We start from the raw sequence: 23,348 nt of genomic DNA, 5'->3' as shown, positions 1-23,348 counted from the left end.
AGGGCCGGCGCTCATGCCGCTGCGCCCCGGAAGCGCGCCGCCAGCGCCGGCGTCACGCCGGTCACGTCCCGCCCGCGCAGGGGCGCGAGGCTGCCCGCACGCGCGGCGGGCAGGGCCAGGTCCACGCGGGCCTGGGCCAGCGCGACGGCGCAGGCCACGCCGTCGAGCAGCGGCACGCTGGCGCGCGGCTGCAGCACCGGCGCCATCGAGGCCATGGCCGCGCCGGCCAGCAGCACGGCCTCGGCGCCATCGCGCACGACCAGCCGTTCGATGCCGGCGAGCACGGCTTCCTGCACCCGCTGCGGCGTCTCGAAGGTCTGCTGCGGCGTCACCTCCAGCGTCTCGATGCCGGCCAGGCGCGCGGCCAGGCCGTGCTGCTCGACCAGCTCGCGGTACAGCGGCGCCATGCGCGCGCCATAGGTCAGCACGCCGATGCGGCCGGCCAGCGTGGCGCCCATCAGCAGGCCGGCCTCGGTCATGCCGACCACGGGCACATCGAAGAGCTCGCGGCAGGCCCACAGCGCGCTGTCGAGCGAGACGCCCAGCACGATGGCGTCCACCTCGGCCGCATGCTGCGCGGCCAGCTCCAGCACCTCCTGCTGGGCCAGCGCGTTCTCGGCACGCGAGGCGATGATGGCCGGGCCCTGCCGGCCGGTGACGGCCAGCAGTTCGGTGCCCGGCCGGGCGGCCGTGCGCGCGGCCGCCAGCACCGCGTCGGTCACGGCCTGGGTGCGGTTGGGGTTGATCAGCAGCAGCTTCATGCAGCGTCCTTGGCAGCGGGCGGTGGCACCTCGACCAGCCAGTGGCGGGCGATCTGCTCGCGCGTGGCCAGCCACACGCCCGATGCGCCGCGGATGTGGTCGATGAGAGCCTTCAGACCGCCGATGCGCCCCGGCCGGCCGATGATGCGGGTGTGCAGCCCGATGGACATCATGCGCGGCGCCTCCTGCGATTCGGCCCGCAGCCATTCGAAGGCATCGATGGCATAGCGCGCGAAGTCCTCGCCGGCCACGAAGGCATGGCTGTCGAAGAAGCGCATGTCGTTGGTGTCGAAGGCATAGGGCAGCACCAGGTGTGGCCGGCCGGCCACCTCGCGGTAGTAGGGCAGGTCGTCGTTGTAGGCGTCGCTGTCGTACAGGAAGCCGCCGTGCTCGACCAGCAGCCGGCGCGTGTTCACCGAGGGCGAGGACTTGGTGTGCCAGCCCACCGGCGGCCGACCCGTCAGCCGCGTGACGGTGGCAACCGTGCGGGCGATGCGCTCGCGCTCTTCGGCCTCGGCCAGGTGGGCATGCGATTCCCAGCGCCAGCCGTGGCAGCACAGCTCGAAGCCGCGGCGCATGGCGTCCTCGGCGATCCAGGGCGTGGCCTCCAGCGCGCGGCCGCAGCAGTTGAGCGTGAGCGGCACGCCCGCCTCGGCCAGCAGCCGCACGATGCGCCGGTAGCCCACGCGGCTGCCGTACTCGAAGTGGCTTTCCATACACAGGTCGGGCACGCCGCGGATCTCGTTCGTGACCTCGTGGCAGCCCTCGTTGCGCTCGTCGCCGGCGGAGAGGGCGAACTCCGCGCCTTCCTCGATGTTGAGCACGAAGGAGACCGCCAGGCCAGCGCCGCCGGGCCAGCGGATGGCAGGGGTGTTGTCGCCGTAGCCGGAGAAATCACGCGGAGGCAGAGCAGGGGTCATGGCAGCCGTGCGGCAAAGGTATCGGGCGCGATGGGCGTTGCCAGCCCTTCGCGGTGGATGCGTTCCATGGCGGCCAGCACCGGCGCCATGTCGGCCTCGGCGCGGGCGTACTGCGGCATCAGCTCGGCGAACTCGTGCTGGATCTCGGCCAGCAGCGCGGCTTCGTCCACGCGCACCAGCCGGCCGTCCTGGATCGCCACCTCGCCATCGACCATCGAGAAGTCCAGCCCCGCGCCACGCTCGGCATAGACGAGCTGGCGCACCGGATCGCTCATCGGCGTGAAGGTGACGGTGTCGGTGCGGTAGGCGACCAGGTCGGCCATGGCGCCGACGCGCAGGCTGCCCAGGCGGTCGCCGAAGCCCAGTGCGCGTGCGCCGGCCACGGTGCCGGCATGCAGCGCCTCCCGTGCGCTGAGCCAGCGGGCGTGGTCGTCGCCGCGGATCTTGGAGAGCGCCGCCGCGCTGCCCAGCACGTTGAGCATGTTCACGGTGACCGTGGAGCAGGAGCCGTCCGAGCCCAGGCTCACGTTCACGCCCGCGTCCAGCAACTCGCGCACCGGCTGGATGCCCGAGCCCAGCAGCAGGTTGCTCCAGGGGTTGTGCTGCGCGGTGGCGCCGGTGCGGGCCAGCGCCTCGATTTCGCGCGGGTTCAGCCACACGGCATGGATCAGGCTGGTGGCCGGCTTGAGGAAGCCGATGCGGTCCAGGTACTCGACCATCGGGCAGCCGTAGAAGAGCTGGCCGGTGACCACCTGCAGCCGCGTCTCCTGCACATGGGTGATGACCGGCAGCGCCAGTTCGTCGGCCAGCGCGCGCACCTGCATCAGGAAGGACTCGGTGCAGCGCTGCGGGGCCGAGGCCGACACCAGCACGCCCACGCGCCGGCTGTGCGGATGGCGGCTCGCGGCCAGCTCGCGCACCAGGGCCAGGCAGTCCTGCGGATCAGGCCGGCGGCCGGCGCGCATCTCCTCGGCCATGGCGGGCGGCATGTGCTGCGCCAGGAAGGGAAAGTTGTCGACGATGGGCTTGTCCATCATCGCGAAGCCCACCAGCGCGCGGATGCCGGCATCGTCGTAGGCCTGCAGGCAGGCCTCGATGCGCGGGCGGTCGATGGCCGCGCCCAGCGCCATGTCGTCCACCAGCGTGGTGCAGCCGGTGCGCAGCGACTCGATGGCACCGATCATGGTGCGCAGGTAGGCCTGGCGCGGCGTGAGCGGCACCGGCATGCGCGTGCGCACCAGGTGCATCCAAAGTTCTAGCGGCAGGTTCTCGGTGCGGCCGCGCTGGAAGTGCTCGTGCGAATGCTGGTGGCCGTTGACCAGGCCCGGCACCAGCAGGTGCCGCGACAGGTCGACCACGCGGTCGGCACCGCCCAGCGTGCCGGCCGGCTCGATGGCGGCGATGCGGCCGTCCTCGACCAGCACATCCAGCGGGCGCGGTTCATGCTGGTGCTGCTCGCCCAGCAAGGCCTGGGCGCCGCGCAGCAGGGTTCGCTTCTTGCTCATGCGTGCGTGTCTCCATCAAGGGAAAGGGGAAGAACGAGATGACCGCTGTCACCATGCCGATACCGTCGACGTCGCCGATGACCCCGGAGGCGGCCGACATCCACTGGATGCGCGCCGCCCTGGCCGAGGCGCTGGACGCCCATGCCCGGGGCGACTGGCCCACGGGCGCCGTGCTGATCAAGCAGGGCCGCGTGCTGGCCTATGGACAGAACCGCCAGAACACGCGCGGCGATCCCACGGCGCATGCCGAGACCGATGCGCTGCAGTCGGCCTTCCGCGCGCACGGCCCGCAGGCGGCCCAGGGTGCCACGCTGTACTGCACGATGGAGCCGTGCCCCATGTGCGCAGGTGCGCTGCGCATTGCCGGCGTGCAGACGCTGGTGCTGGCGCTGCGCCATGCGCGCCTGCGGCGCGTGGACCTGGGCGACTACAGCATCGAGCGCTTCTGCCATCTCACCGACTACCCGCTGGAACTGCGCGACGGCGTGCTGGAGGACGACTACCTGGCGCTGCGCCTGCGCTGGGGCGGCGACCGCGTGGCGCCCGCGCCCTGATCCGCGCCGCGCTCCACGCCCGGGCAGGGGCGGGCCCGTGAACGGCGCGTGCGCACCGCTCATCGCATGTGCCGCGAGATGCCGGCCACGCGCTCCATCACCACCATCAGCACGATGGTCGCGGCGATCAGCACGCCCGAGACCGCCGCGGCCCGCACGTCCAGGCTCGATTCGATGATGTGCCACATGCGGATCGGCAGCACCTCGCTGCGCGCGTCCGACAGGAAGAGCGACACCGCCACGTTGTCGAAGGAATACATGAAGCCGATGAAGGCGCCCGCCGCCACGCCCGGTGCAATGAGCGGCAGCGTCACCGTGCGGAAGGCGAACACGCCCGAGGCGCCGAGCGAATGGGCGCTTTCCAACAGTGCGCCGTCCAGCTGGGCCAGGCTGGCCGTGGTGGTGCGCAGGATGTAGGGCGCCGTGATGGCCACATGGCCCAGCACCAGCGTCGTGAACGACAGCCCCGTGCCCGCCAGGTTGAACAGCATCAGCAGCGACAGGCCGATGGCCAGCGCCGGCAGCATCAGCGGCGACAGGAACAGCGCCTCGGCCGCCCGCGCCCAGGCCTCGCGCCGGCGGGCCAGGGCCAGCGACGCGGCCACCGCCAGCACGATGGAGATGGCCGTGGCCGTGGCCGCCAGCTCCAGCGACAGCACGAAGGCCTCGATCAGCTCGGGCGACTGGTCCCACAGCGCCTCGTACCAGCGCGTGGAATAGCCCGGCGGCGGGAACTTGAGCGAATAGCCGCTGGTGAAGGAGGTGATGACCACGATCACCGTCGGCGCCAGCAGCAGCACGGCCGCCATCAGGCCCAGCAGGCCGAACACCAGCTTGAAGGACAGGCGCTCGGCGCGCCCGCGCGGGTTGGCGCGGGCCATGGGTGCCGACGCGGCGGCAGGCACCGGCGTGCCGGAAACGAAGGCCTCAGCCATGGACGAACCCCTTGCTGCGCCGGCCCAGCGCGTTGATGGCGGCCACCACCCCCAGCACGCACACCAGCAGCAGCATGGCGACCGCAGCGGCGAACGGGTAGTTGTTGGCCTGGATGGCCTGCTGGTACATGTAGAAGGGCATGAACATCTGCTGCCCGCCGCCCACCAGCGTCTGCGTGACGAAGGCGCTCACGCTGCTGGCGAAGACCAGCAGGCTGCCCGCCAGCAGGCCCGGCATGGCCAGCGGCAGCGTGACCTGCCAGAAGGTGCGCCAGTGGCCCGCGCCCAGCGCCAGCGAGGCCTGGCGCAGGTTGCCGTCGATGTTGGCCAGCGCGGTGATCAGCGGCAGCACCATCAGCGGCAGCTCGATCTGCGCCAGCGCCACGGTGACGGCGCCGGGCGTGTAGAGCAGCTTGAGCGGATCGGCGATCAACCCCAGGTCCAGCAGCACCGTGTTGACGATGCCCTGACGCCCCAGGATCACCACCCAGGCGAAGGTGCGCACCACCGAGCTGGTGAGCAGCGGCAGCAGCACCAGCAGCAGGAGCACGCCCTGCCAGCGCGGCGGCGCCTGCGTGTAGAGGTAGGCCAGCGGAAAGCCCACCACGGCCGCCAGCAACGTGACCTTGAGGCCCAGCCACAGTGTGCTGCCCAGGATTCCCAGGTTGAAGCCGTCGCCCAGGAACTTGAGGTACTGGCCGACGCCGAACTGCGTCATGGCCGTGTCGTTGTGCAGGCTCACCCAGGCCAGCAGCAGCATGGGCGCCAGCACGAAGACGGCGAAGAACAGGCCCAGCGGCAGGCCCAGGGCCAGCGGCGGCGTGAGGCGGGGATTGGCAGCGGCAGCCATGGCGCTCACCCCGCGAAGACGCTGGCGGGCGAGCCCTGGCGCAGCCGCAGGCCCACCGTCTGGCCGGCCTCGAAGCGCGGCTGCTCGGCCGTGCGCGGCTGCGTCACCTTGGCGGTGGTGCCGCCGGGCAGGCGCAGCTCGTAGACCAGTGAGGGGCCGAGCGGCAGCACCATCTCGACCGTGGCGGGCAGGGCGTCGGCGGCCGGTGCGCCCAGGGCCAGGTGCTCGGGCCGCGCGGCCAGCACCACGGCGCCCACGCGCGAGCAGGGCTGCGCCTCGGCCAGCGGCAGGCGGCCACCGCCGTCGCAGTCGACCGCGAAGCCGGCCTCGCCCTCGCGGGCCAGCCGGCCGGGCAACAGATTGGCGGTGCCGATGAAGGTGGCGACGAAGAGCGACGCGGGCCGGTCGTAGATGGCCTCGGGCGTGTCGAACTGCTCGACGCGGCCTGCATGCATCACGGCGATGCGGTCGGCCATGGACATGGCTTCTTCCTGGTCGTGCGTGACCAGGATGGTGGTGATACCCAGCTCGCGCTGGATGCGGCGGATCTCGATCTGCATGTCCAGCCGCAGGTTCTTGTCCAGCGCGGCGAAGGGCTCGTCCAGCAGCAGCACGCGCGGCTGCACGGCCAGCGTGCGGGCCAGGGCCACGCGTTGCTGCTGGCCGCCCGAGAGTTCGCGCGGATGGCGCTGCGCAAAGCGCGACATCTGCACCATCTCCAGCATGCGCTCCGCGGTGGCGCGCGCCTCGGCGGCGCCCACGCCTCGGGCGCGCAGGCCGTAGGCCACGTTGGCCAGCACAGTCATGTGCGGGAAGAGGGCGTAGTTCTGGAACACGATGCCCGCGCCGCGCTCGTTGGTGGGCAGGGCATCGACCACTTCGCCGCCGATGCGCACCTGGCCGCCGCTCTGGCGCATCAGGCCGGCCACGATGCGCAGCAGCGTGGTCTTGCCGCAGCCGCTGGGGCCCAGCAGCGCCACCAGCTCGCCGGGGCGGATCTGCAGCGAGACCGATTCGACCGCCACCGAGCCCGCATAGCGGTGATGGATCTGGTCCAGCTCGACGGCGGTGGCTGCGGCGGCGGGAGAAGAAGGCATGCGCATGGGTCCTGGTTTCGCGGGAAGGGCCGCAGCTGTCTTCTTCAAGATCCATGCCAGTGACCGAGGCACAAAACGCCGATGAATTGGATACAAAAACTAGTTTGACTGTGCACGAAATGGTGCGTGCCTGACCAAGTTGGCGCAGGCCGCCCCCCGAAATGGGGAGGCCGGCATTGGATACGACGGCTTTCGGTCGTGGGCGTCCGTGGCACGGAGCTTGCGCAGGCCAGCCGCATCCGGCCGAGGTGGCCGGCTCCGACTGAAAGGAAAAGATCCATGAGCCTGCTTCTGTCCCGCCGCCGTCTTCTGCAGGGTGCCGCTGGCGCCGGCGCCGTCCAACTCGCCGGCCATGCCGGCCTGGCCCTGGCGCAGGGCAAGTCGATCTCGGCCACCACCTACCCGGGCGCCTGGGAGTCGGCGCACCGCAGCATCCTGCTGCCGGCCTTCACCAAGGCCACCGGCGCCTCGGTGAGCCTGGTGCCCTCGCTGGCGGTGGACACGGTCTCGAAGATCGCCGCCTCCAAGGCCAACCCGCCCTACGACGTCATCATCCTGGACGAGGGCCCCTACCTCGCCGCCCTGTCGCAGGACATCTTCGAGAAGATCCCCACCGACAAGATGCCCTACCTCAAGGACGTGCCGGCCAAGCTGGTCGACCCGCGCGGTCTGGGCGTGTTCGTGTCGGGCCAGATCATCGGCATCGCCTACAACACCGAGAAGATCAAGACGCCCCCGAAGTCCTGGAACGACCTGCTCAAGCCCGAGTTCAAGGGCCGCGTCGGCCTGGCCGGCATGGGCTCCACCCTGATGTCGGCCTGGATGGTCGAGATCGCGCGCCTCAACGGCGGCAGCGAGGAGAACATGGAACCCGCCTTCCAGTTCGTGAAGAAGCTGCTGCCCAACGTGAGTGCCGTGGCCAGCAACCCGGGCTCGCTGGCGACGCTGTTCCAGCAGGGCCAGATCGACATCTCGGTGCACTACAACAACAACGTGGGCGACCTGCAGGCCAAGGGCGTGCCGGTGGCGCTGGCCAAGCCGGACACGGGCTGGATCCACATCAAGAGCGTGATGCACATCGTCAAGAACACCAAGAACCCCGACCTGGCCGCCGCCTACATCAATGCCGCGCTCAGCCCCGAGGTGCAGACCAAGATGGCGGCCGAGCCCTACTTCGTGGCGCCCGTGAGCACCAAGGCCCAGTTCAGCCCCGGCCTGCAGGCCTACGCCAAGAACATGGCCGAGATCGAGCAGATGAACGGCGTCGACTGGGCCAAGCTCAACCCGCGCCGCGGCGAGTACATCGACCGCTTCAACCGCGAGATCAAGGTCTGAGCACGGTGAGCGACATCGCTTCGTCCACGGTGCCCGCGGCGCCCGGGGCCGCGCCCCGGCGCGTGCTGCTGGGCATGCTCACGCCCTCGTCCAACACCGCGCTGGAGCCCATCACCTCGGCCATGGTGGCCGGCCTGCCCGAGGTGTCGGCGCATTTCGCGCGCTTCCGCGTCACCGAGATCTCGCTCTCCGACCAGGCCCTGGGCCAGTTCGACGAGACGCCGATCCTGGAGGCCGCGCGCCTGCTGGCCGATGCGCGGGTGGACGTGATCGCCTGGAACGGCACCTCGTCCGGCTGGCTGGGCTTCGAGCGCGACGAGGCGCTGTGCGCGCGCATCACGGCCGAGACGGGCATTCCCGCCTGCACCTCGGTGCTGGCGCTGAACGAGGCCATGCGGCTGGCCGGTCGCACGCGCTTCGGCCTGCTCTCGCCCTACCTGGCCGAGGTGCAGCAGCGCATCGTCGCCAACTACGGCGCGAGCGGCTTCGACTGCGTGGCGGAGCAGCACCTGGGGCTGTCGGTCAACTTTGCCTTCTCCGAGGTCACGCCTGCGCAGATCGAGGCCATGGCCCGCGCCGCCGTGGCCAGCGGCGACCCGCAATGCCTGACCACCTTCTGCACCAACCTGCGCGCCGCGCACCTGGTGCCGCAGCTGGAGGCGGCGCTGGGCGTGCCGGTCTATGACTCGGTGGCGACGGCGGTGTGGAAATCGCTGCGCATCGCCGGCGTGGACACGCGCCGCGTGACGGGCTGGGGCAGCCTGTTCACGCTGTGAAGTGCGCCTGTGCCGGTGTGCGCCTGGGTGCGCGCCCTTGCATACACTCGCCGAATGTCCGATCCGACGCCATGCCCATCCCCACGCCTCGCCAGGTCCTGAAGGCCACCGGCAAGTCGGCCTCCAAGGCCGACATCTACCAGCGCATCTATGACGCCATCGTGGAGCACCGGCTCATGCCGGGCACCAAGCTGTCGGAGGAACGGGTGGCCGAGCTGTTCTCGGTCAGCCGCACGCAGGTGCGCGGCGTGCTGCAGCGTCTGGCGGTGGAGCAGCTGGTCACGCTCATCCCCAACCGCGGCGCCTTCGTCACCACGCCCAGCGTGGACGAGGCGCACGATGTGCTGGAGGTGCGCCGGACGCTGGAGCCGGCCATCGTGCGCCGGGTGATGGACCGCATCGTCGCCGGCAAGGCGCCGCAGGCCATCAAGCAGCTGCGGGCGCTGGTCAAGCGCGAGCAGCAGGCCCATGACAACGGCGACCGGCGGTCGGCGGTGCGGCTGTCGGGCGAGTTCCACGTGCTGCTGGCCGAGCTGTCGGGCAGCAGCCTGCTGACGCGGATGATGCGCGAGCTGACGCCGCTGACCTGTCTGGCCATCCTGACCTTCGAGGCGCCCACCGGCGCCGCCTGCCCCAACGACGAGCACACGCTGCTGATCGACGCCATCGAGGCCGGCCGCAGCGACGAGGCCCTGGCGCTGATGGCCGAGCACCTGCACCACATCGAGAAGTCGCTCAACCTCCATCAGGAGGAGGAGCCGGAGATCGATCTGGCGGAGGCGCTGCTGGGGTGAGTACGCCGCTGAGCTGAAGTCGTTGTTCCGGTGGTCCGAGGGGCTGGGGCGTTAACCCGGCAGAGGACGCCGGCATGCGCGCTCCCGGTGCACGCTCGCGCTGACCGGCTTGCTGCACAAGACGGGGTGCTCGCCTTCCACCGATGTGCCTGGGGCACTGCACGGCGCCGCGAATGGCACCTCCGCACGCATACCGGCATCCTCCGCCTCGACGTTGCGCCCGAGCACCCCGCCCTTGCCCGGGTGTACGGCGGGCGGCGCTCCTATTTCACAACTCGTAGAAGCGCTTGATCTCGGTCCACGCGTCTTCCGGCGTGTCGACGTACCTGAACAGGTCGATGTCCTCCGGCGAGATCACGCCTTCGTCCACCAGGAATTCGAAGTCGATCAGCCGCTTCCAGTATTCCGAGCCGAACAGCACGATCGGCACCGGCTTGGCCTTGCGGGTCTGCACCAGCGTGACGACCTCGAAGAGCTCGTCCAGGGTGCCGAAGCCGCCCGGGAAGGCCACCAGTGCCTTCGCCCGCATCATGAAGTGCATCTTGCGGATGGCGAAGTAGTGGAACTTGAAGCTCAGCGCGGGCGTGACGTAGACGTTCGCGGCTTCCTCCATCGGCAGGGCGATGGCCAGGCCGACCGACAGGCCGCCGCCCTCGTAGGCGCCGCGGTTGGCGGCCTGCATGATGCCGGGGCCGCCGCCGGTGCAGACGAAGAGCTTGTCCTCGGGCTCCTTGTCGTTGCTGTAGTGCGCGACCAGCTTGCCGAAGGCGCGGGCCTGCTCGTAGTAGTGGCTGCCGCGGGCCAGGCGCTTCCAGCGCGCGGCGGCCTTCTCGTCGCCGGCGGCCTCGGCCTGGGCGATGAGGGCCGTCATCTCCTCTTCGCTGCGGAAGCGCGCGCTGCCGAAGACGACCACGGTGTTCTCGATGCCGTGGGCACGCATCTCGATGTCGGGCTTCATCAGCTCGAGCTGCATGCGCAGGCCGCGGGTCTCGCGGCGCAGCAGGAATTCGGGGTCGGCGAAGGCGAGGCGGGAGGGATCCGGGTCCAGCGGCAGGCCGCGGTCGGAATGGGCCTGGAGCGTGGCCCAGGCGTCGGCCAGGCGCTTGTTGTGAAGGTCGTGCGTGCTGTCTTTGGGGCTCATTCGGCGCTGTGGAAAGTGGCCAGGGGATTCTGCTCGCAGCAATCCTCGGGCCAGCGGCCAAAGAAAAAGGCCCCGGTGGGGCCTCGTGCTGCAGGAGCGATGCGGGAGTCTGCCGCCGGCAGGCTCAGACGCGCTTGCGGTATTCGCCCGTGCGGGTGTCGATTTCGATCTTGTCGCCCTGGTTCACGAACAGGGGCACGGACACTTCGAAGCCGGTCGACAGCTTGGCGGGCTTGAGCACCTTGCCGGAGGTGTCGCCCTTGACGGCAGGCTCGGTCCAGGTGATTTCGCGCTCGACGCTGGTGGGCAATTCGACCGAGATGGCCTTGCCTTCGTAGAACACCACTTCGACGGGCATGCCGTCTTCGAGGTAGTTCAGGGCGTCGCCCATGTTCTCGGCTTCGACTTCGTACTGGTTGTATTCGCTGTCCATGCAGACGTACATGGGGTCGGCGAAGTAGGAGTAGGTGCACTCCTTCTTGTCCAGGACGATCTGGTCGATCTTGTCGTCGGCCTTGAAGACCACTTCGGTGTTGAAGTTGGCGATCAGGCTCTTCATCTTCATGCGCACGGTGGCGCTGTTGCGGCCGCCGCGGCTGTATTCGGTCTTGAGGACGACCATCGGGTCCTTGCCGTGCATGATGACGTTGCCGGCGCGGATTTCTTGAGCGATTTTCATAGGTGCTGGAGTTGAGGCCGCTCGGCGTGCCCCGGACCGTCACTCCCGCCCGGAAGGACGTCGGTGGCGGCGGCAAAAGCAGGTTCCCGCGGCGGGTTGGCGGCTCCGTGGGGGCGCACCGGCTGGTGCACGCGCCGCGGCGGAGATTTCCGCAAAGCCCGCGATTTTAGCTTTTTTGGGCAATGAAACGGACGAGCCGGGTCAGCAAATCGTCCTGAGCGAGCAGTCGCGCGCGCGCGGCCTGCACCATGCGGGTGGCGTCGGCCAGCAGCGCGTCGTCCAGGGCCGGCAACCTTGGCGCGCCCGGCCGGCCGTTCCACGCGGCGTGGAAGGCGCGGACCGAGGCCGGTGCGTCCAGCGCATCGAGCCAGGCGTCGAGCTTCTCGTGGTGCACGCCATCGTCCTGCGGATAGATGTGCCACACCATCGGCTTGCCGGCCCACAGGGCGCGCACCAGCGAATCCTCGCCGCGCACGGCGTTGAAGTCGGCGGCCCACAGCAGGTGGTCGAAGTCGGGCTGGGGCAGGTGTGGCAGCCAGTCGATGTGCACGGCGCCCCGGTCGGCGGGCAACTGCGGCAGCACCGCGCGCACGGCCTCTGCCGTCCGGCCGGCCGCCACCAGCACCCGCGTCGGCCCTGCGCCCTGGCACAGGCCCGCCAGCCAGTCGGCCAGCGCTGGCGGCTCATAGCAGAACAGGCTGGCGATGTGCTCGCCCTGCCAGCCGACGCCTTGCGCCGCCAGCCAGGCGCCGCGGTCGAAGGCGGCCTGGCGCTGCGCCAGATCGGCTTCGCGCAGCAGCCCGCCGGTGCGTTCCGTGAAGCCGGGATAGAAGAAATGCTTGGTGCAGCCGCGGCCCGGGCCGCTCATCACCGGCGAGGGCAGGCCGTGCAGGCCTTCGACGAAGTCCTCGGCCGACAGGTATTCGAGGTTGAGCCAGATGCCGCCGGGCCGCGCGGCGAAGCGGGCGACGAGTTCGGGCGCGGGGTCGCAGCCGAAGGCCTCGATCAGCACATGCGGATCCGGGCCGGTGGCCGCAGCGGCGTGCACGGCGGCGGGGTCGGACCAGTCGATCACCTGCACGCCCGCCTGGCCCCGCGGCGCCATCCAGGCGAGCGCGCTGGCGTCGTCCACCCACAGGCGCACCGGCTCGCGGCGCTCGACGGCGATCTGCCGGGCGAGGCGCCAGGTCACGCCCAGGTCTCCGTGGTTGTCGATCACGCGGCAGAAGATGTCCCAGTTCATGCCTGGGCCTCCGCGCGCAGGTGGTCGACCAGCAGTTGCGCCACGCTGGACAGGCCCTCGTCCGCCCGCACGCACAGCGCGAGCCGGCGTCGCGCCCAGGATTCGGTGAGGCCCACGATGCGCAGCGGCAGCGCGCCGCGGAAGAGGGCGGCACTGCCGCGCGGCAGCACGCCCACGCCCAGGCCGGCCGCCACCATCTGGCACAGCGCGTCGTAGCTGCTGACCTGCATGCGCAGCCGCAGCGCCCGTCCGCGCTCGGCGGCGGCCCGGGTGAGCTGCTGGTTGATCGCGCTGCCCGGATGCATGCCGACGACGTCGTGGTCCAGCACGGCACCGATGTCCACCTGGCGGCGCCGCGCCAGCGCATGGCCCTGCGGCACGACCAGCACCAGCTCGTCCTCGCGGTAGGGCAGCAGGCGCACGGCATCGCCGTAGTCGCCGTCGTTCAGGATGCCCAGGTCGGCCGCGTTCTCGGCCACGCTGCGCGCGACGGCGCTGCTGATCTGCTCCTGCAGCCGCACGTCCACCTGCGGATGCCGCGCCAGGAAGGTCTGCAGCTCGCGCGGCAGGAATTGCGTGATGGCCGAGATGTTGGCCACCACCCGCACCTGGCCGCGCGTGCCGCGGCCGTAGTCGCGCATCTGCTGGGCGATGCCTTCCATCTCGTTGATCAGCCCGCGCGCCAGGTCGCGCAGCGCGAAGGCGGCCGGCGTGGGCGCCATGCCCTTGTTGCTGCGGGCGAACAGGGGCACGCGCAGCACGCCCTCCAGCTCGGCCAGGCGGCGGCTCACGGCCGAGGGCGCGATGTGGTGCTGCGCGCCGGCGGCGGCGATGGTGCCGTGCTCCATCACGGCCACGAACACGCGCAGGGAGACGGGGTCGAGGTTCATGGGAGGGGCGATGCTACCTGCCATGCCGGATTGCGATGGTGGCCTCGCGCACCGGCGCTTTGCGGGCGGAGGCCCAGCCGCCATGATCCGCACCCGATCGGCCCGCCGGGCCATGCCAGGAGACATCACGTGGACAGCGGCCCTCCATCCCCCACCCTCATTGGCGGCGACGCGCTGCAGGGCGTGCGCATCGTCGAGATGGGCCAGCTCATCGCCGGGCCCTTCTGCGGCAAGACGCTGGGCGAGTTCGGTGCCGAGGTCATCAAGATCGAGCCGCCGGTCACCGGCGACCCGCTGCGCAACTGGCGGCTGCTGCAGAAGGGCACCTCGGTCTGGTGGCAGGTGCAGTCGCGCAACAAGCGCTCGGTGGCGCTGGACCTGCGCGCACCCGAGGGCCAGGACGTGGCAAGGCGTCTGATCGCGGAGGCCGACGTGCTGATCGAGAACTTCCGCCCCGGCATGCTGGAGGAATGGGGCCTCGACCCCGAATCGCTGCAGGCCGCCAACCCGGGGCTGATCGTGCTGCGCATCTCCGGCTTCGGGCAGACCGGGCCCTACCGCGACCAGCCGGGTTTCGGCGTGATCGGCGAGGCCATGGGCGGCCTGCGCCACCTGACGGGCGAGCCGGGCCGGGTGCCCGTGCGAGTCGGCGTGTCGCTGGGCGACACGCTGGCGGCGCTGCATGGCGCCATCGGTGTGCTGGCGGCGCTCTATCACCGGCAGGCCCATGGTGGGCGCGGCCAGGTGATCGATGTGGCGCTGCACGAGGCGGTCTACAACGTGATGGAAAGCCTGATTCCCGAATACAGCGCCTTCGGCGTGGTGCGCGAGGCCGCCGGCAGCGCACTTCCGGGCATCGCGCCCAGCAATGCCTATCCGTGCACCGACGGCTGGGTGCTCGTGGCGGGCAATGGCGACAGCATCTTCAAACGGCTGATGCAGGCCATCGGCCGCCCGGATCTGGCCGCCGCGCCCGACCTCGCCAACAACGCCGGCCGCGTGGCCCGCGTGCAGGAGATCGACGCGGCCATCGCGCACTGGACCACGGGCCGCACGGTGCGCGAGGTGCAGCAAAGCCTGGCCGCCGTCCGCGTGCCGGCCGGCAAGGTCTACACCGCCCGCGACATCGCCGAAGACCCGCACTACCGCGCCCGCGACATGCTGCTGACCCAGCAGACGCGCGACGGTGACACGCTCACGGTGCCGGGCATCGTGCCCAAGCTCTCGGCCACGCCGGGCCGCGTGCGCAGCAGCGCGCCGCGCCTGGGCGACGACACCGACGCCGTGCTGGCCGAGGTAGGCCTGAGCGCCAGCCAGATCGCGCAACTGCGCGAGAAGGGAATCATCCAATGAATGCCGTGCACAGTGCCTGGCAGGGCGCCGGCCGCCGCATCCACATGCAGGAGGTCGGCACCCGCGACGGCCTGCAGATGGAGGCCGCCTTTGTGCCGACCGCGGACAAGATCGCGCTGGTGAACCAGCTCTCTGCCGCGGGGCTGGACAAGATCGAGGTCAGCGCTTTCGTCTCGCCTGCGGCGGTGCCGGCGCTGCGCGACGCCGAGGTCGTACTGCGCGAGATCGAGCGTCACCCTGGCGTCGTCTATGCCGCGCTGGTGCCCAATGTGCGTGGCGCCGAGCGCGCCATCGAATCGAAGGTGGACGAGCTGAACCTGGTGATGTCCGCCAGCGAAACCCACAACCTGGCCAACCTGCGCATGACGCGGGCGCAGTCCTTCCGCGCGCTGGCCGAGGTGGTGGCGCTGGGCCGCTCGGCGGGCGTGGCGGTGAACGTGTCGCTGTCCTGCGTGTTCGGCTGTCCCATGGAGGGCGAGGTGGCGGTCGACGAGGTGTTCGACCTCATCGAGCGCTTTGACCAGCTGGGCGTGCACGGCCTCACGCTGTGCGACACCACGGGGATGGCCCATCCGGCGCAGGTGGCACGCTTGGTGGCGATGGCGCGGGTCCGCTGGCCGCGCCAGACCTTCACGCTGCACTTCCACAACACACGCGGCATGGGGCTGGCCAATGTGCTGGCCGCCATCGACGCCGGCGCGGACCGCTTCGACGCCTCCATCGGCGGTCTCGGCGGCTGCCCCTACGCCCCGGGCGCCACTGGCAATGTCTGCACCGAGGAGATCGTGCACGCGCTGCAGTGCATGGACTTCCATGTGCCGGTGGATCTTGCGAGGGTGATGCACGCCGCTGCCCGCCTGCCCGCCCTGGTCGGCCACGAGGTGCCCAGCCAACTGCTCAAGGCCGGCCCGCGGCTGCAACTGCATCCGCCGCCGGCCGACTTCGCGGCCGTGCGCGAGCGCGCCCTGGCGCGCACCTGACGACTTGCCCGACCCTCACGACAACGGAGACAAGACCATGACGACGACCCCCTTCCCCGCCATCGGCCGCCGCCGCATCACGGCCGGCATCGGCGCCGCGCTGCTTTGCGGTGCTGCCGTCCCGGCCGCCTGGGCCGAGGACGCCTATCCCAGCAAGCCCATCACCGTGGTCGTGCCCCAGGCCGCAGGCGGCGCCAACGACGTCATCGCCCGGGTGGTGGCGCAGCGCCTGTCGCAGCAACTGGGCCAGACCGTGCTGGTGGACAACAGGCCCGGCGCCGGCGGCACCGTGGCCACGGCGGCGACGGCCCGTGCCAAGCGCGACGGCTACACGCTGCTGCTCACGGCCGACAGCGCGCAGGTGACGAGCCCGGCGCTCTACCGCAATCCGGGCTTCGATCCGGTGAAGGACTTCGAGCCCATCGCGCCCATCGCCACCGCCGGCTATGTGCTGGTGGCCAACCCGTCCTTTCCGGGCCAGAACATGGCCGACCTGATCCGGCTGGCCAAGGCGCAGCCGGGCGCGTATTCGTACGCGTCCGCCGGCAACGGCACGCTCAACCACCTGATCGGGGAGATGGTGCAGAAGGCCGCGGGCATCAAGTTGCAGCACGTGCCCTACAAGGGCTCGGCGGCAGCCGCGACCGACGTGGTCGGCGGGCAGGTGCCGCTGTCGGTGCAGAGCCTGCCCTCGGTCATCGCCTTCATCAAGTCGGGCAAGCTCAAGGTGCTGGGCGTGGTCAACCCGCAGCGCATCAAGGCGCTGCCCGATTCGCCCACCATCGGCGAGACGCTGCCGGGCTTCGGCCAGGCGCCGTGGTATGCGCTCTTCGCGCCGGCAGGCACGCCCGCGGCCATCGTCACCCGGCTGCAGGCCGAGGTGAACAAGGCGCTGGAAAGCCCCGACGTGCTGGAGAAGCTGGCCAGCGTCGGCTGCGAGCCCTTCAAGGGCAGCTCGGCCCAACTGGCCGCGCTGGTGCAGTCGGACCTGCGCAAGTGGGCGCAGATCGTGAAGGACACGGGCGCGACGGTGGACTGACGCCGCGGCCGGGCGTTCCGGCCTCCGACCCGCCAATGAAGAACATGGAGACACGCATGACCCTCACCCGTCAACGCTTCCTGGCTGCAGCTGCAGCCGCCTGCCTGCTGCCCTTGCCGCTCGCCAGCCTGGCGCAAGGCGCCTATCCGTCGCGGCCGATCTCGCTCGTGGTGCCCACCGCCACCGGCGGCACCACCGACCTGTCGGCACGCATGCTGGCGCAGCCGCTGGGCGTGGCGCTGGGCCAGTCGCTGGTGGTGGAGAACAAGGGCGGCGGCAACGGCGCCATTGCCGCGGCCTTCGTCAAGCGTGCGGAGCCGGACGGCTACACGCTGCTGATGCAGTACTCCGGCTACCACGTCATCACGCCGGCGGTGAGCAAGACGCCGCTGCCCTGGGCGCAGAAGGACCTGCGTCCGGTGGCCAACGTGCTGTCCGCGCCGCAGATCATCGTGGTGCGGGCCGACCTGCCCGTGAAGACGCTGGCCGATCTGGTGGCCTACGCCAAAGCGCATCCGGGCAAGCTGAACTACGCCTCGTCGGGCAACGGCTCGCTGCAGCACGTGACCGGCGCCATGCTGGAGCAGCAGGCCGGCGTGCAGATGGTGCACGTGCCCTACAAGGGCACTGGCCCGGCCCTGCAGGACCTGCTGGGCGGGCAGGTGGACCTGACCTTCGGCACCGCGCCTCCCTTCATGCCGCACATCCAGGCCGGCAAGCTGCGTGTGCTGGCCGTGACCGGCACCAGCCGCCTGCCCAGCCTGCCGGACGTGCCGAGCACGGCGGAAGCGGGCTTTCCGAAGCTGGATGCCAGCTCCTGGTTCGCGGTCTTCGCGCCCGCGGCCACGCCGGATGCGGTGGTGCAGAAGCTCGCGGGCGAGATCGGGCGCGTGCTGAACACGCCCGCCTTCAGGAAGCTGGCGCAGGACCAGGGCGCGACGGCCGACTTCCAGGACCCGACACAGCTGGCCGCGCGGGTGACGGCCGACCTCGCGCGCTGGTCGCAACTGGCGAAGACGGCGCGTATCGAGGTGGACTGACGCCGAGGGCGGCGAGCAGTCGCCGCTGAAGGAACAAAGGGCGGTGCCATCGGCACCGCCCTTTGTTCTGGGGCGAGGCCCGGCTAGCGCCGGCGCCTCGTGCGCATCCCGCGCATCACGGCGTGAAGGTGTCGCCGAGCACGATGCCTTCGCGGCGGGGGTCTGCGCCGCCGCTGAGCACCGTCTTGCCGTTCACCTGCGTGCGGACCACCGTGCTGATGCCGCTGGACTGGGCGCTGACCGAGACCGTGTGACCCAGCGTGCGCAGGCCGGTCACCAGCGGATCGTTGGCGCCGTTGCTGGTCGCGTCGATGTTGGGATGCTCGCCGCCCACGTTGGTGGTGGTCGAGTTGGAGGCGCCGAAGTCCACCATCGACGTGGCCTGCTGCGCGTCCAGCTTCCAGTCCAGGGCGCCGACCAGCGTCTTGACCACGTACTGGATGATCGTGCCGCCGCCGGGCGAGCCGGTCGCCATCACGAAGTCGCCGGGCGCACTGCCGTTGAACACCATGGTCGGGGCCATCGTGCTGCGCGGGCGCTTGCCCGGTGCGACGCGGTTGGCCACGGGAAGGCCGTTGCTGTCGGTGGGCGAGGCCGAGAAGTCGGTCAACTGGTTGTTCAACAGGATGCCGCGCGCCATGTGGTAGGAGCCCATGGACGACTCCACCGTGGTCGTCATCGTGACCACGTTGCCGTCCTTGTCGACGATGGTCAGGTGCGTCGTGCCGTTCTCGGGCGTCTTGTCGATGCCCAGTGGCACGGGGCCCAGGTCGCCGGCCTGCGCCGTGCCCATGCTCTTGGTGAAGTCGATCAGGTTGGCGCGGGTGCGCATGTAGGTCTTGTTGAGCAGCGTGTCCGGGCTGTTGCCGGGCAGGGGCACGAAGTCGGTGTCGGCCACGTACTTGTCGCGGTCGGCATAGGCCAGGCGCTCGGCTTCGGAGACCAGGTGCACGCCCATCACGGTCGGCTTGCCGCCTTCGATGTCGACGGCGGTGGGCGCATGCAGCGCCATGTTGAAGTTCTCGAGGATGCCCAGCGTGGACAGCACGCCGATGCCACCGGAGGAGGGCGGCGACATGCTGCAGATGTAGTAGGTACGGTAGGTCACGCACACCGGATCGCGGCGCTTGGGGCGGTAGTTCTTCAGGTCGTCCAGCGTCGTCAGGCCGGGGGTGATCACGGAGCCATCGATGCCGGCGGTGATGCCGATCTTGGCGACGATGTCCTGGGCGATCGGGCCGGTGTACATGGCATCGGCACCCTGCGAGGCCATGGCCTTGAGCACGCCGGCATAGGCCGGATTGGTCAGCGTGGCGCCCAGGGGCTTCGGATTGCCCGAGGCGTCGAGGAAGTAGGCGGCCGCCTCGTCGTCTCGCTTGAGGTTGGAGGCCGAACCCGCGATGGCGGCGGCCATGCGCCCACCGATCTTGAAGCCGTTGGTGGCGAGGTTGGTGCCTTCGCCGAACAGGTCCTTCCACGCGAGCTTGCCGTGGTCGCCATGCGCGAGTTCGAGCATGCGCATCACGCCGGGGGTGCCGATGGAGCGGCCGCTGGCGCGGGCGCTGGGCTTGGGCGTGGTCTTGTCGGCGTCGCTGATGTAGCGCAGGTAGTCGGCCGTGGCTGCGGCCGGGGCCGTCTCGCGGCCGTCATAGGCTTCGACCTTCTTGGTCTTGGCGTCGAAGTGCAGCAGGAAGGCCCCGCCGGCGAGGCTGCTCGACTGGGGTTCCACCAGGCCGAGCACGGCCTGCACAGCCACGGCCGCGTCGACCGCGCTGCCGCCTGCCTTGAGGATGTCGCAGCCGGCCTTGGTGGCCAGCGGGTGGTTGGCGACCACCATGTAGGTCTTCGCGTAGATGACCTTCTTGCCCGGCACATAGCCGGACGCCGGCTCCGGCGCGGCCGGGTCGCCCTGCAGGCCTGAGCCCATTGCTACCGGCGCGCCGCCGCTGGCAGTGGTCTGGCAGCCTGACATGGGCGAATCCGAAGCGGAGTGTTCGCGTTTTTGCTGCAACGTAGCGTCGCCGCAGGAGGCGCAGCCGAGCCCGACCGCCAGGGCGACCATGGCGGCGAGCTGTCGAGAAGCAGTCTGGGTGACTTTCATGCATTGGCCTTTTACGCGATGTGCGGACACATCATGTGCGGAATAGGCGCGCAGGTCCTCGGGATTGACTCGCACAGGCCGGGCCACAATGGTGCCCATGTCTGAGGTGCATTCCGAACAACTGCTGGCCGAAGTGGCCGCGCTTCCTTCACTGCCGGGGGTCTATCGCTACTTCGACGCCGCCGGCGCCGTGCTGTACGTGGGCAAGGCGCGCAACCTCAAGCGCCGTGTCGCCAGCTACTTTCAGAAGAACCATGGTGGCACGCGCATCGGCCACATGATCGGAAAGATCTCTCGCATGGAGACCACGGTGGTGCGCTCCGAGGCCGAGGCGCTGCTGCTCGAGAACAACCTGATCAAGACGCTCAAGCCGCGCTACAACATCCTGTTCCGCGACGACAAGAGCTATCCCTACCTCAAGATCACCGGCGTGCGCGATCGCGATGGAAGCGACGGGCTGGCGCCGGCCAGCATTCCGCGCCTGGCCTATTACCGTGGCGCGACCGACCGGCGACACCGCTACTACGGCCCGTATCCCAGTGCCTGGGCGGTGAAGGAGTCGATCCAGCTGCTGCAGAAGGTGTTCAAGCTGCGCACCTGCGAGGACACGGTCTACGGCAACCGCACCCGGCCCTGCCTGCTCTACCAGATCAAGCGCTGCAGTGGCCCCTGCGTGGGCCACGTGGCGCCAGCGGACTACGCCCATGACGTGGCCAACGCCGAAGCCTTTCTGCGTGGCGAGACGCAGCAGGTGCTGGCCGAACTGGAGGGCCGCATGATGCAGCACGCCGAGCGGCTGGAGTTCGAGCAGGCCGCCGAACTGCGCAACCGCATGTCGGCCCTGTCGCGCGTGCTGCACCAGCAGTCGGTGGAGATCGTGGACGACAAGGACGTCGACATCCTGGCCGTGAAGGTGCAGGGCGGCAAGGCCTGCGTCAACCTGGCCATGGTCCGTGGCGGCCGGCACCTGGGCGACCGGGCCTACTTCCCGGCGCATGTGGAGGATGCCTCGCTGCTGCAGCAGGACGTCGCCGCCGACGACGACGGCGGGCCGGCCGAAGGCGCGGGGGAGGGCACGCTGGTGCCTTCGGTCGAGCGCCAGGTGCTCGAGGCCTTCATCGCCCAGCACTACATCGAGGCGCCGGCGCCGGCCACGCTGGTGCTGGGCGAGGTGGTCGGGCGCGAACTGATCGAGGCCATCGCGCAGCAGTCCAGTCAGCGTGTCACGGCCGTCTTCCAGCCCCGGTCGCAGCGGCGCCTGTGGCTGGAGATGGCGCAGAAGAATGCCGACATCCAGCTCGCCCGCCTGCTCGCCGAAGAGGGCTCGCAGCAGGCCCGCACGCGCGCATTGGTCGACGCGCTGGAGCTGGCGCCGGACGACCTCGCCCAGTTCCGCATCGAATGCTTCGACATCTCGCACACGGCGGGCGAGGCGACGCAGGCCTCGTGCGTGGTCTTCGAGGACCATGCGATGCAGAACCGCGAATACCGCCGCTACAACATCGAGGGCATCACCCCCGGCGACGACTATGCCGCCATGCGCCAGGTGCTGATGCGGCGCTACGGCAAGATCGCCGAGGCCATGGCTGCCGAGGCCCAGGCGCCTGCGCCGGGCGATGGCGGCGGCGCGGATGCACCGCCCGGCACGGCTGGCGCGCGCATGCCCGACCTGGTGCTGGTCGATGGCGGCAAGGGCCAGGTGTCGATGGCGCGCGAGGTCTTCGTCGAGCTGGGCCTGCCGCTGTCCTTGATCGTCGGCGTGGAGAAGGGCGAAGGCCGCAAGGTGGGCCTCGAGGAACTGGTCTTTGCCGACGGCCGCGAGAAGGTCTACCTGGGACGGGACTCCGCGGCCCTGATGCTCGTCGCCCAGATCCGCGACGAGGCCCACCGCTTCGCCATCACGGGCATGCGCGCCAAGCGCGCCAAGGTGCGCGTGGGCGGCAGCCAACTGGAAGACATCCCGGGCGTGGGCCCGAAGCGGCGGGCCCGGTTGCTGCAGCGCTTCGGTGGCATCCGCGGCGTGGCGGCGGCCAGCGTGGAGGACCTTGCGTCCGTCGACGGTATTGCGCGCGACCTGGCTGAGGAGATCTATCGCGCGCTTCACTGATGCCGGCCCGGACGCGGCCTTGCCACAGCATCGGCAGCGTCAAGGGGGTAGTGACCTCATGCCACAATCTCCCGATGTTCTGGACCCTGCCCACCATCATGACCTGGACGCGCATCGTCGCGATTCCCCTGATCGTGGGCATCTTCTACCTGCCGTTGCCCGAGGGCATGCGCAACCTCATCGCCACGGTGATGTTCATCGTCTTCGCCGCCACCGACTGGCTTGACGGCTTCCTCGCACGGCGCCTCAACCAGACCTCGGCCTTCGGTGCCTTCCTCGATCCGGTCGCCGACAAGTTCCTGGTGTGTGCCTCGCTGCTGGTGCTGGTGCACCTCAACCGGGCCGATGTGTTCGTGGCCCTGATCATCATCGGGCGCGAGATCGCGATCTCTGCATTGCGTGAATGGATGGCCCAGCTGGGCGCGGGCAAGAGCGTGGCCGTGCACATGATCGGCAAGGTCAAGACCACCGTGCAGATGGTTGCCATTCCCTTCCTGCTCTACCAGGGCATGCTGTTCGGAACCATCGACACGGGCCTGTGGGGACGTTGGCTGATCTGGGCCGCCGCGGTGCTCACCGTGTGGTCGATGGTGTACTACCTGCGCAAGGCGATCCCCGAGATCCGCGCGCGCACCGAGGCCCGCGGCTGAACTACTTTGTGAAGTTGTTGTGCAATCTGTTTGCAGATGATGGCAGCGCGGCCACGGCTTATTGACACTCCTTGACCGCATGGTTGTAATCTGCCGCTCGGCCGCCAGGGCCGATGTCCTCGGAACCGCCTCCCTCCCCGTTTGATGACCACGGCGCATGCCCCCCGGAGGGTCTGCTCGCGCTTCCGACTGCTGATCAACCTTCCGCCAAGAGGCCCTTGTGAACAAGACCGAACTGATCGAACACATCGCCAAGAACGCCGACATCTCCAAGGCTGCGGCCACGCGGGCGCTGGAGTCCACGCTGGGTGCGATCCGCACCACGCTGAAGAAGGGCGGCTCGGTGTCGCTGGTCGGCTTCGGCACGTTCGCGGTGGGCAAGCGGGCGGCGCGTACGGGGCGCAATCCGCGGACCGGAACTGCGATTAAGATCAAGGCCGCGAAGGTTCCCAAGTTCCGTCCCGGCAAGGCGCTCAAGGACGCACTGAACTGAATCGAACCATCGGGGGTGCTTAGCTCAGTTGGTAGAGCGGCGCCCTTACAAGGCGTAGGTCGGGGGTTCGAGCCCCTCAGCACCCACCACCCCGATTGATGCGAA

The 23,348-nt window shown here is 70.0% G+C and carries 22 protein-coding genes and 1 tRNA gene; 12 read left to right on the top strand and 11 right to left on the bottom strand.

Annotated features, from left to right (window positions below; translation table 11 throughout):
* Positions 1-11: 11 nt before the first annotated feature.
* Genes L0984_RS05545 through L0984_RS05535 form a run of 3 tightly spaced genes read right to left on the bottom strand, consistent with a single transcriptional unit; the run spans position 12 to position 3,186 of the window.
* Complete coding sequence (locus L0984_RS05545; protein ID WP_234192713.1) at positions 12-761, bottom strand: aspartate/glutamate racemase family protein; 750 nt, start codon at positions 759-761, stop codon at positions 12-14.
* Positions 758-1,681: a polysaccharide deacetylase family protein gene (locus L0984_RS05540; RefSeq protein WP_234192712.1), complete on the bottom strand. Its 924-nt coding sequence runs from the start codon at positions 1,679-1,681 to the stop codon at positions 758-760. Before L0984_RS05540 ends, L0984_RS05545 begins: the two co-directional genes overlap by 4 nt.
* Entirely contained in the window at positions 1,678-3,186 is a 1,509-nt protein-coding gene (locus tag L0984_RS05535; RefSeq protein WP_234192711.1) for an amidohydrolase family protein, read from the bottom strand. The genes L0984_RS05540 and L0984_RS05535 overlap by 4 nt, the downstream gene beginning before the upstream one ends.
* A gap of 38 nt (positions 3,187-3,224) precedes the next feature.
* Here L0984_RS05535 and L0984_RS05530 point away from each other — a divergent pair, with 38 nt between their 5' ends.
* Positions 3,225-3,740 (top strand): nucleoside deaminase, encoded by a 516-nt coding sequence (locus L0984_RS05530; RefSeq protein ID WP_234192710.1) that lies wholly within the window; start codon positions 3,225-3,227, stop codon positions 3,738-3,740.
* 59 nt (positions 3,741-3,799) lie between these two features.
* Here L0984_RS05530 and L0984_RS05525 read toward each other — a convergent pair whose 3' ends face one another.
* The 3 genes from L0984_RS05525 to L0984_RS05515 are packed head-to-tail and all read right to left on the bottom strand — an operon-like array spanning position 3,800 to position 6,622.
* Positions 3,800-4,675, bottom strand: coding sequence for an ABC transporter permease (locus tag L0984_RS05525; RefSeq protein WP_234192709.1), 876 nt, complete (start codon positions 4,673-4,675; stop codon positions 3,800-3,802).
* Positions 4,668-5,525, bottom strand: a complete 858-nt coding sequence (locus tag L0984_RS05520) for an ABC transporter permease (RefSeq protein ID WP_234192708.1) — start codon at positions 5,523-5,525, stop codon at positions 4,668-4,670. Before L0984_RS05520 ends, L0984_RS05525 begins: the two co-directional genes overlap by 8 nt.
* A 5-nt stretch (positions 5,526-5,530) precedes the next feature.
* Positions 5,531-6,622 carry an ABC transporter ATP-binding protein gene (locus L0984_RS05515; protein ID WP_234192707.1) on the bottom strand — a complete coding sequence of 364 codons (1,092 nt, stop codon included), beginning with the start codon at positions 6,620-6,622 and terminating at the stop codon, positions 5,531-5,533.
* 279 nt (positions 6,623-6,901) lie between these two features.
* Here L0984_RS05515 and L0984_RS05510 point away from each other — a divergent pair, with 279 nt between their 5' ends.
* From L0984_RS05510 to L0984_RS05500, 3 genes are all read left to right on the top strand, one after another.
* Positions 6,902-7,957 carry an ABC transporter substrate-binding protein gene (locus L0984_RS05510; protein WP_234192706.1) on the top strand — a complete coding sequence of 352 codons (1,056 nt, stop codon included), beginning with the start codon at positions 6,902-6,904 and terminating at the stop codon, positions 7,955-7,957.
* Positions 7,958-8,031: 74 nt separating this feature from the next.
* Entirely contained in the window at positions 8,032-8,733 is a 702-nt protein-coding gene (locus tag L0984_RS05505) for a maleate cis-trans isomerase family protein (RefSeq protein ID WP_234192794.1), read from the top strand.
* 71 nt (positions 8,734-8,804) lie between these two features.
* The gene (locus tag L0984_RS05500; protein WP_114803412.1) at positions 8,805-9,527 is read left to right on the top strand and encodes a GntR family transcriptional regulator; all 723 of its coding nucleotides are present in this window, start codon (positions 8,805-8,807) and stop codon (positions 9,525-9,527) included.
* A gap of 268 nt (positions 9,528-9,795) precedes the next feature.
* Here L0984_RS05500 and L0984_RS05495 read toward each other — a convergent pair whose 3' ends face one another.
* The 4 genes from L0984_RS05495 to L0984_RS05480 form a co-directional block, all read right to left on the bottom strand.
* On the bottom strand, positions 9,796-10,668 hold the full coding sequence (locus L0984_RS05495) for a TIGR00730 family Rossman fold protein (protein ID WP_234192705.1): 873 nt from the start codon (positions 10,666-10,668) through the stop codon (positions 9,796-9,798).
* A gap of 124 nt (positions 10,669-10,792) precedes the next feature.
* Complete coding sequence (gene efp, locus L0984_RS05490) at positions 10,793-11,347, bottom strand: elongation factor P (protein WP_234192704.1); 555 nt, start codon at positions 11,345-11,347, stop codon at positions 10,793-10,795.
* Between the two features lie 166 nt (positions 11,348-11,513).
* Positions 11,514-12,590, bottom strand: a complete 1,077-nt coding sequence (gene earP / locus L0984_RS05485) for an elongation factor P maturation arginine rhamnosyltransferase EarP (protein ID WP_234192703.1) — start codon at positions 12,588-12,590, stop codon at positions 11,514-11,516.
* Complete coding sequence (locus L0984_RS05480) at positions 12,587-13,480, bottom strand: LysR family transcriptional regulator (RefSeq protein ID WP_234192702.1); 894 nt, start codon at positions 13,478-13,480, stop codon at positions 12,587-12,589. Before L0984_RS05480 ends, earP begins: the two co-directional genes overlap by 4 nt.
* A gap of 129 nt (positions 13,481-13,609) precedes the next feature.
* Between L0984_RS05480 and L0984_RS05475 the strand changes: the two genes are divergently transcribed.
* Genes L0984_RS05475 through L0984_RS05460 form a run of 4 tightly spaced genes read left to right on the top strand, consistent with a single transcriptional unit; the run spans position 13,610 to position 17,892 of the window.
* Positions 13,610-14,833: a CaiB/BaiF CoA transferase family protein gene (locus tag L0984_RS05475; protein ID WP_370645891.1), complete on the top strand. Its 1,224-nt coding sequence runs from the start codon at positions 13,610-13,612 to the stop codon at positions 14,831-14,833.
* Positions 14,830-15,813 carry a hydroxymethylglutaryl-CoA lyase gene (locus L0984_RS05470; RefSeq protein WP_234192701.1) on the top strand — a complete coding sequence of 328 codons (984 nt, stop codon included), beginning with the start codon at positions 14,830-14,832 and terminating at the stop codon, positions 15,811-15,813. The genes L0984_RS05475 and L0984_RS05470 overlap by 4 nt, the downstream gene beginning before the upstream one ends.
* Positions 15,814-15,850: 37 nt before the next feature.
* Positions 15,851-16,852 carry a Bug family tripartite tricarboxylate transporter substrate binding protein gene (locus L0984_RS05465; protein WP_234192700.1) on the top strand — a complete coding sequence of 334 codons (1,002 nt, stop codon included), beginning with the start codon at positions 15,851-15,853 and terminating at the stop codon, positions 16,850-16,852.
* Positions 16,853-16,908: 56 nt separating this feature from the next.
* Positions 16,909-17,892: a Bug family tripartite tricarboxylate transporter substrate binding protein gene (locus L0984_RS05460; protein ID WP_234192699.1), complete on the top strand. Its 984-nt coding sequence runs from the start codon at positions 16,909-16,911 to the stop codon at positions 17,890-17,892.
* Between the two features lie 115 nt (positions 17,893-18,007).
* Here L0984_RS05460 and L0984_RS05455 read toward each other — a convergent pair whose 3' ends face one another.
* On the bottom strand, positions 18,008-19,864 hold the full coding sequence (locus L0984_RS05455; RefSeq protein WP_234192698.1) for a gamma-glutamyltransferase family protein: 1,857 nt from the start codon (positions 19,862-19,864) through the stop codon (positions 18,008-18,010).
* A gap of 226 nt (positions 19,865-20,090) precedes the next feature.
* Between L0984_RS05455 and uvrC the strand changes: the two genes are divergently transcribed.
* From uvrC to L0984_RS05435, 4 genes are all read left to right on the top strand, one after another.
* Positions 20,091-22,100, top strand: a complete 2,010-nt coding sequence (gene uvrC, locus L0984_RS05450; protein ID WP_234192697.1) for an excinuclease ABC subunit UvrC — start codon at positions 20,091-20,093, stop codon at positions 22,098-22,100.
* A gap of 74 nt (positions 22,101-22,174) precedes the next feature.
* Positions 22,175-22,750: a CDP-diacylglycerol--glycerol-3-phosphate 3-phosphatidyltransferase gene (pgsA, locus tag L0984_RS05445; protein WP_234192696.1), complete on the top strand. Its 576-nt coding sequence runs from the start codon at positions 22,175-22,177 to the stop codon at positions 22,748-22,750.
* Between the two features lie 220 nt (positions 22,751-22,970).
* Complete coding sequence (locus L0984_RS05440; protein ID WP_017757574.1) at positions 22,971-23,243, top strand: HU family DNA-binding protein; 273 nt, start codon at positions 22,971-22,973, stop codon at positions 23,241-23,243.
* A 13-nt stretch (positions 23,244-23,256) separates the two neighbouring features.
* A tRNA-Val gene (locus tag L0984_RS05435) sits at positions 23,257-23,332 on the top strand.
* Positions 23,333-23,348 lie beyond the last annotated feature (16 nt).

This window comes from Pseudacidovorax sp. NFM-22, from assembly GCF_021401245.1.
In the GTDB taxonomy this organism is placed as follows: Bacteria; Pseudomonadota; Gammaproteobacteria; order Burkholderiales; family Burkholderiaceae_C; genus Xenophilus.
Note: the sequence above shows the minus strand (reverse complement) of the source record. Positions and strands in the feature narration are given on the sequence as shown.

What these genes read in the sequence shown, in the direction of transcription:
- L0984_RS05480 (WP_234192702.1), bottom strand. Translation starts at nt 13,480, where the DNA reads ATGAACCTCGACCCCGTCTCCCTGCGCGTGTTCGTGGCCGTGATGGAG.
- efp (WP_234192704.1), bottom strand. Translation starts at nt 11,347, where the DNA reads ATGAAAATCGCTCAAGAAATCCGCGCCGGCAACGTCATCATGCACGGC.
- L0984_RS05455 (WP_234192698.1), bottom strand. Translation starts at nt 19,864, where the DNA reads ATGTCAGGCTGCCAGACCACTGCCAGCGGCGGCGCGCCGGTAGCAATG.
- L0984_RS05530 (WP_234192710.1), top strand. Translation starts at nt 3,225, where the DNA reads ATGACCGCTGTCACCATGCCGATACCGTCGACGTCGCCGATGACCCCG.
- earP (WP_234192703.1), bottom strand. Translation starts at nt 12,590, where the DNA reads ATGAACTGGGACATCTTCTGCCGCGTGATCGACAACCACGGAGACCTG.
- L0984_RS05515 (WP_234192707.1), bottom strand. Translation starts at nt 6,622, where the DNA reads ATGCCTTCTTCTCCCGCCGCCGCAGCCACCGCCGTCGAGCTGGACCAG.
- L0984_RS05535 (WP_234192711.1), bottom strand. Translation starts at nt 3,186, where the DNA reads ATGAGCAAGAAGCGAACCCTGCTGCGCGGCGCCCAGGCCTTGCTGGGC.
- L0984_RS05495 (WP_234192705.1), bottom strand. Translation starts at nt 10,668, where the DNA reads ATGAGCCCCAAAGACAGCACGCACGACCTTCACAACAAGCGCCTGGCC.
- L0984_RS05470 (WP_234192701.1), top strand. Translation starts at nt 14,830, where the DNA reads ATGAATGCCGTGCACAGTGCCTGGCAGGGCGCCGGCCGCCGCATCCAC.
- L0984_RS05525 (WP_234192709.1), bottom strand. Translation starts at nt 4,675, where the DNA reads ATGGCTGAGGCCTTCGTTTCCGGCACGCCGGTGCCTGCCGCCGCGTCG.
- L0984_RS05505 (WP_234192794.1), top strand. Translation starts at nt 8,032, where the DNA reads ATGCTCACGCCCTCGTCCAACACCGCGCTGGAGCCCATCACCTCGGCC.
- L0984_RS05465 (WP_234192700.1), top strand. Translation starts at nt 15,851, where the DNA reads ATGACGACGACCCCCTTCCCCGCCATCGGCCGCCGCCGCATCACGGCC.
- L0984_RS05510 (WP_234192706.1), top strand. Translation starts at nt 6,902, where the DNA reads ATGAGCCTGCTTCTGTCCCGCCGCCGTCTTCTGCAGGGTGCCGCTGGC.
- L0984_RS05520 (WP_234192708.1), bottom strand. Translation starts at nt 5,525, where the DNA reads ATGGCTGCCGCTGCCAATCCCCGCCTCACGCCGCCGCTGGCCCTGGGC.
- L0984_RS05460 (WP_234192699.1), top strand. Translation starts at nt 16,909, where the DNA reads ATGACCCTCACCCGTCAACGCTTCCTGGCTGCAGCTGCAGCCGCCTGC.
- pgsA (WP_234192696.1), top strand. Translation starts at nt 22,175, where the DNA reads ATGTTCTGGACCCTGCCCACCATCATGACCTGGACGCGCATCGTCGCG.
- L0984_RS05540 (WP_234192712.1), bottom strand. Translation starts at nt 1,681, where the DNA reads ATGACCCCTGCTCTGCCTCCGCGTGATTTCTCCGGCTACGGCGACAAC.
- uvrC (WP_234192697.1), top strand. Translation starts at nt 20,091, where the DNA reads ATGTCTGAGGTGCATTCCGAACAACTGCTGGCCGAAGTGGCCGCGCTT.
- L0984_RS05545 (WP_234192713.1), bottom strand. Translation starts at nt 761, where the DNA reads ATGAAGCTGCTGCTGATCAACCCCAACCGCACCCAGGCCGTGACCGAC.
- L0984_RS05500 (WP_114803412.1), top strand. Translation starts at nt 8,805, where the DNA reads ATGCCCATCCCCACGCCTCGCCAGGTCCTGAAGGCCACCGGCAAGTCG.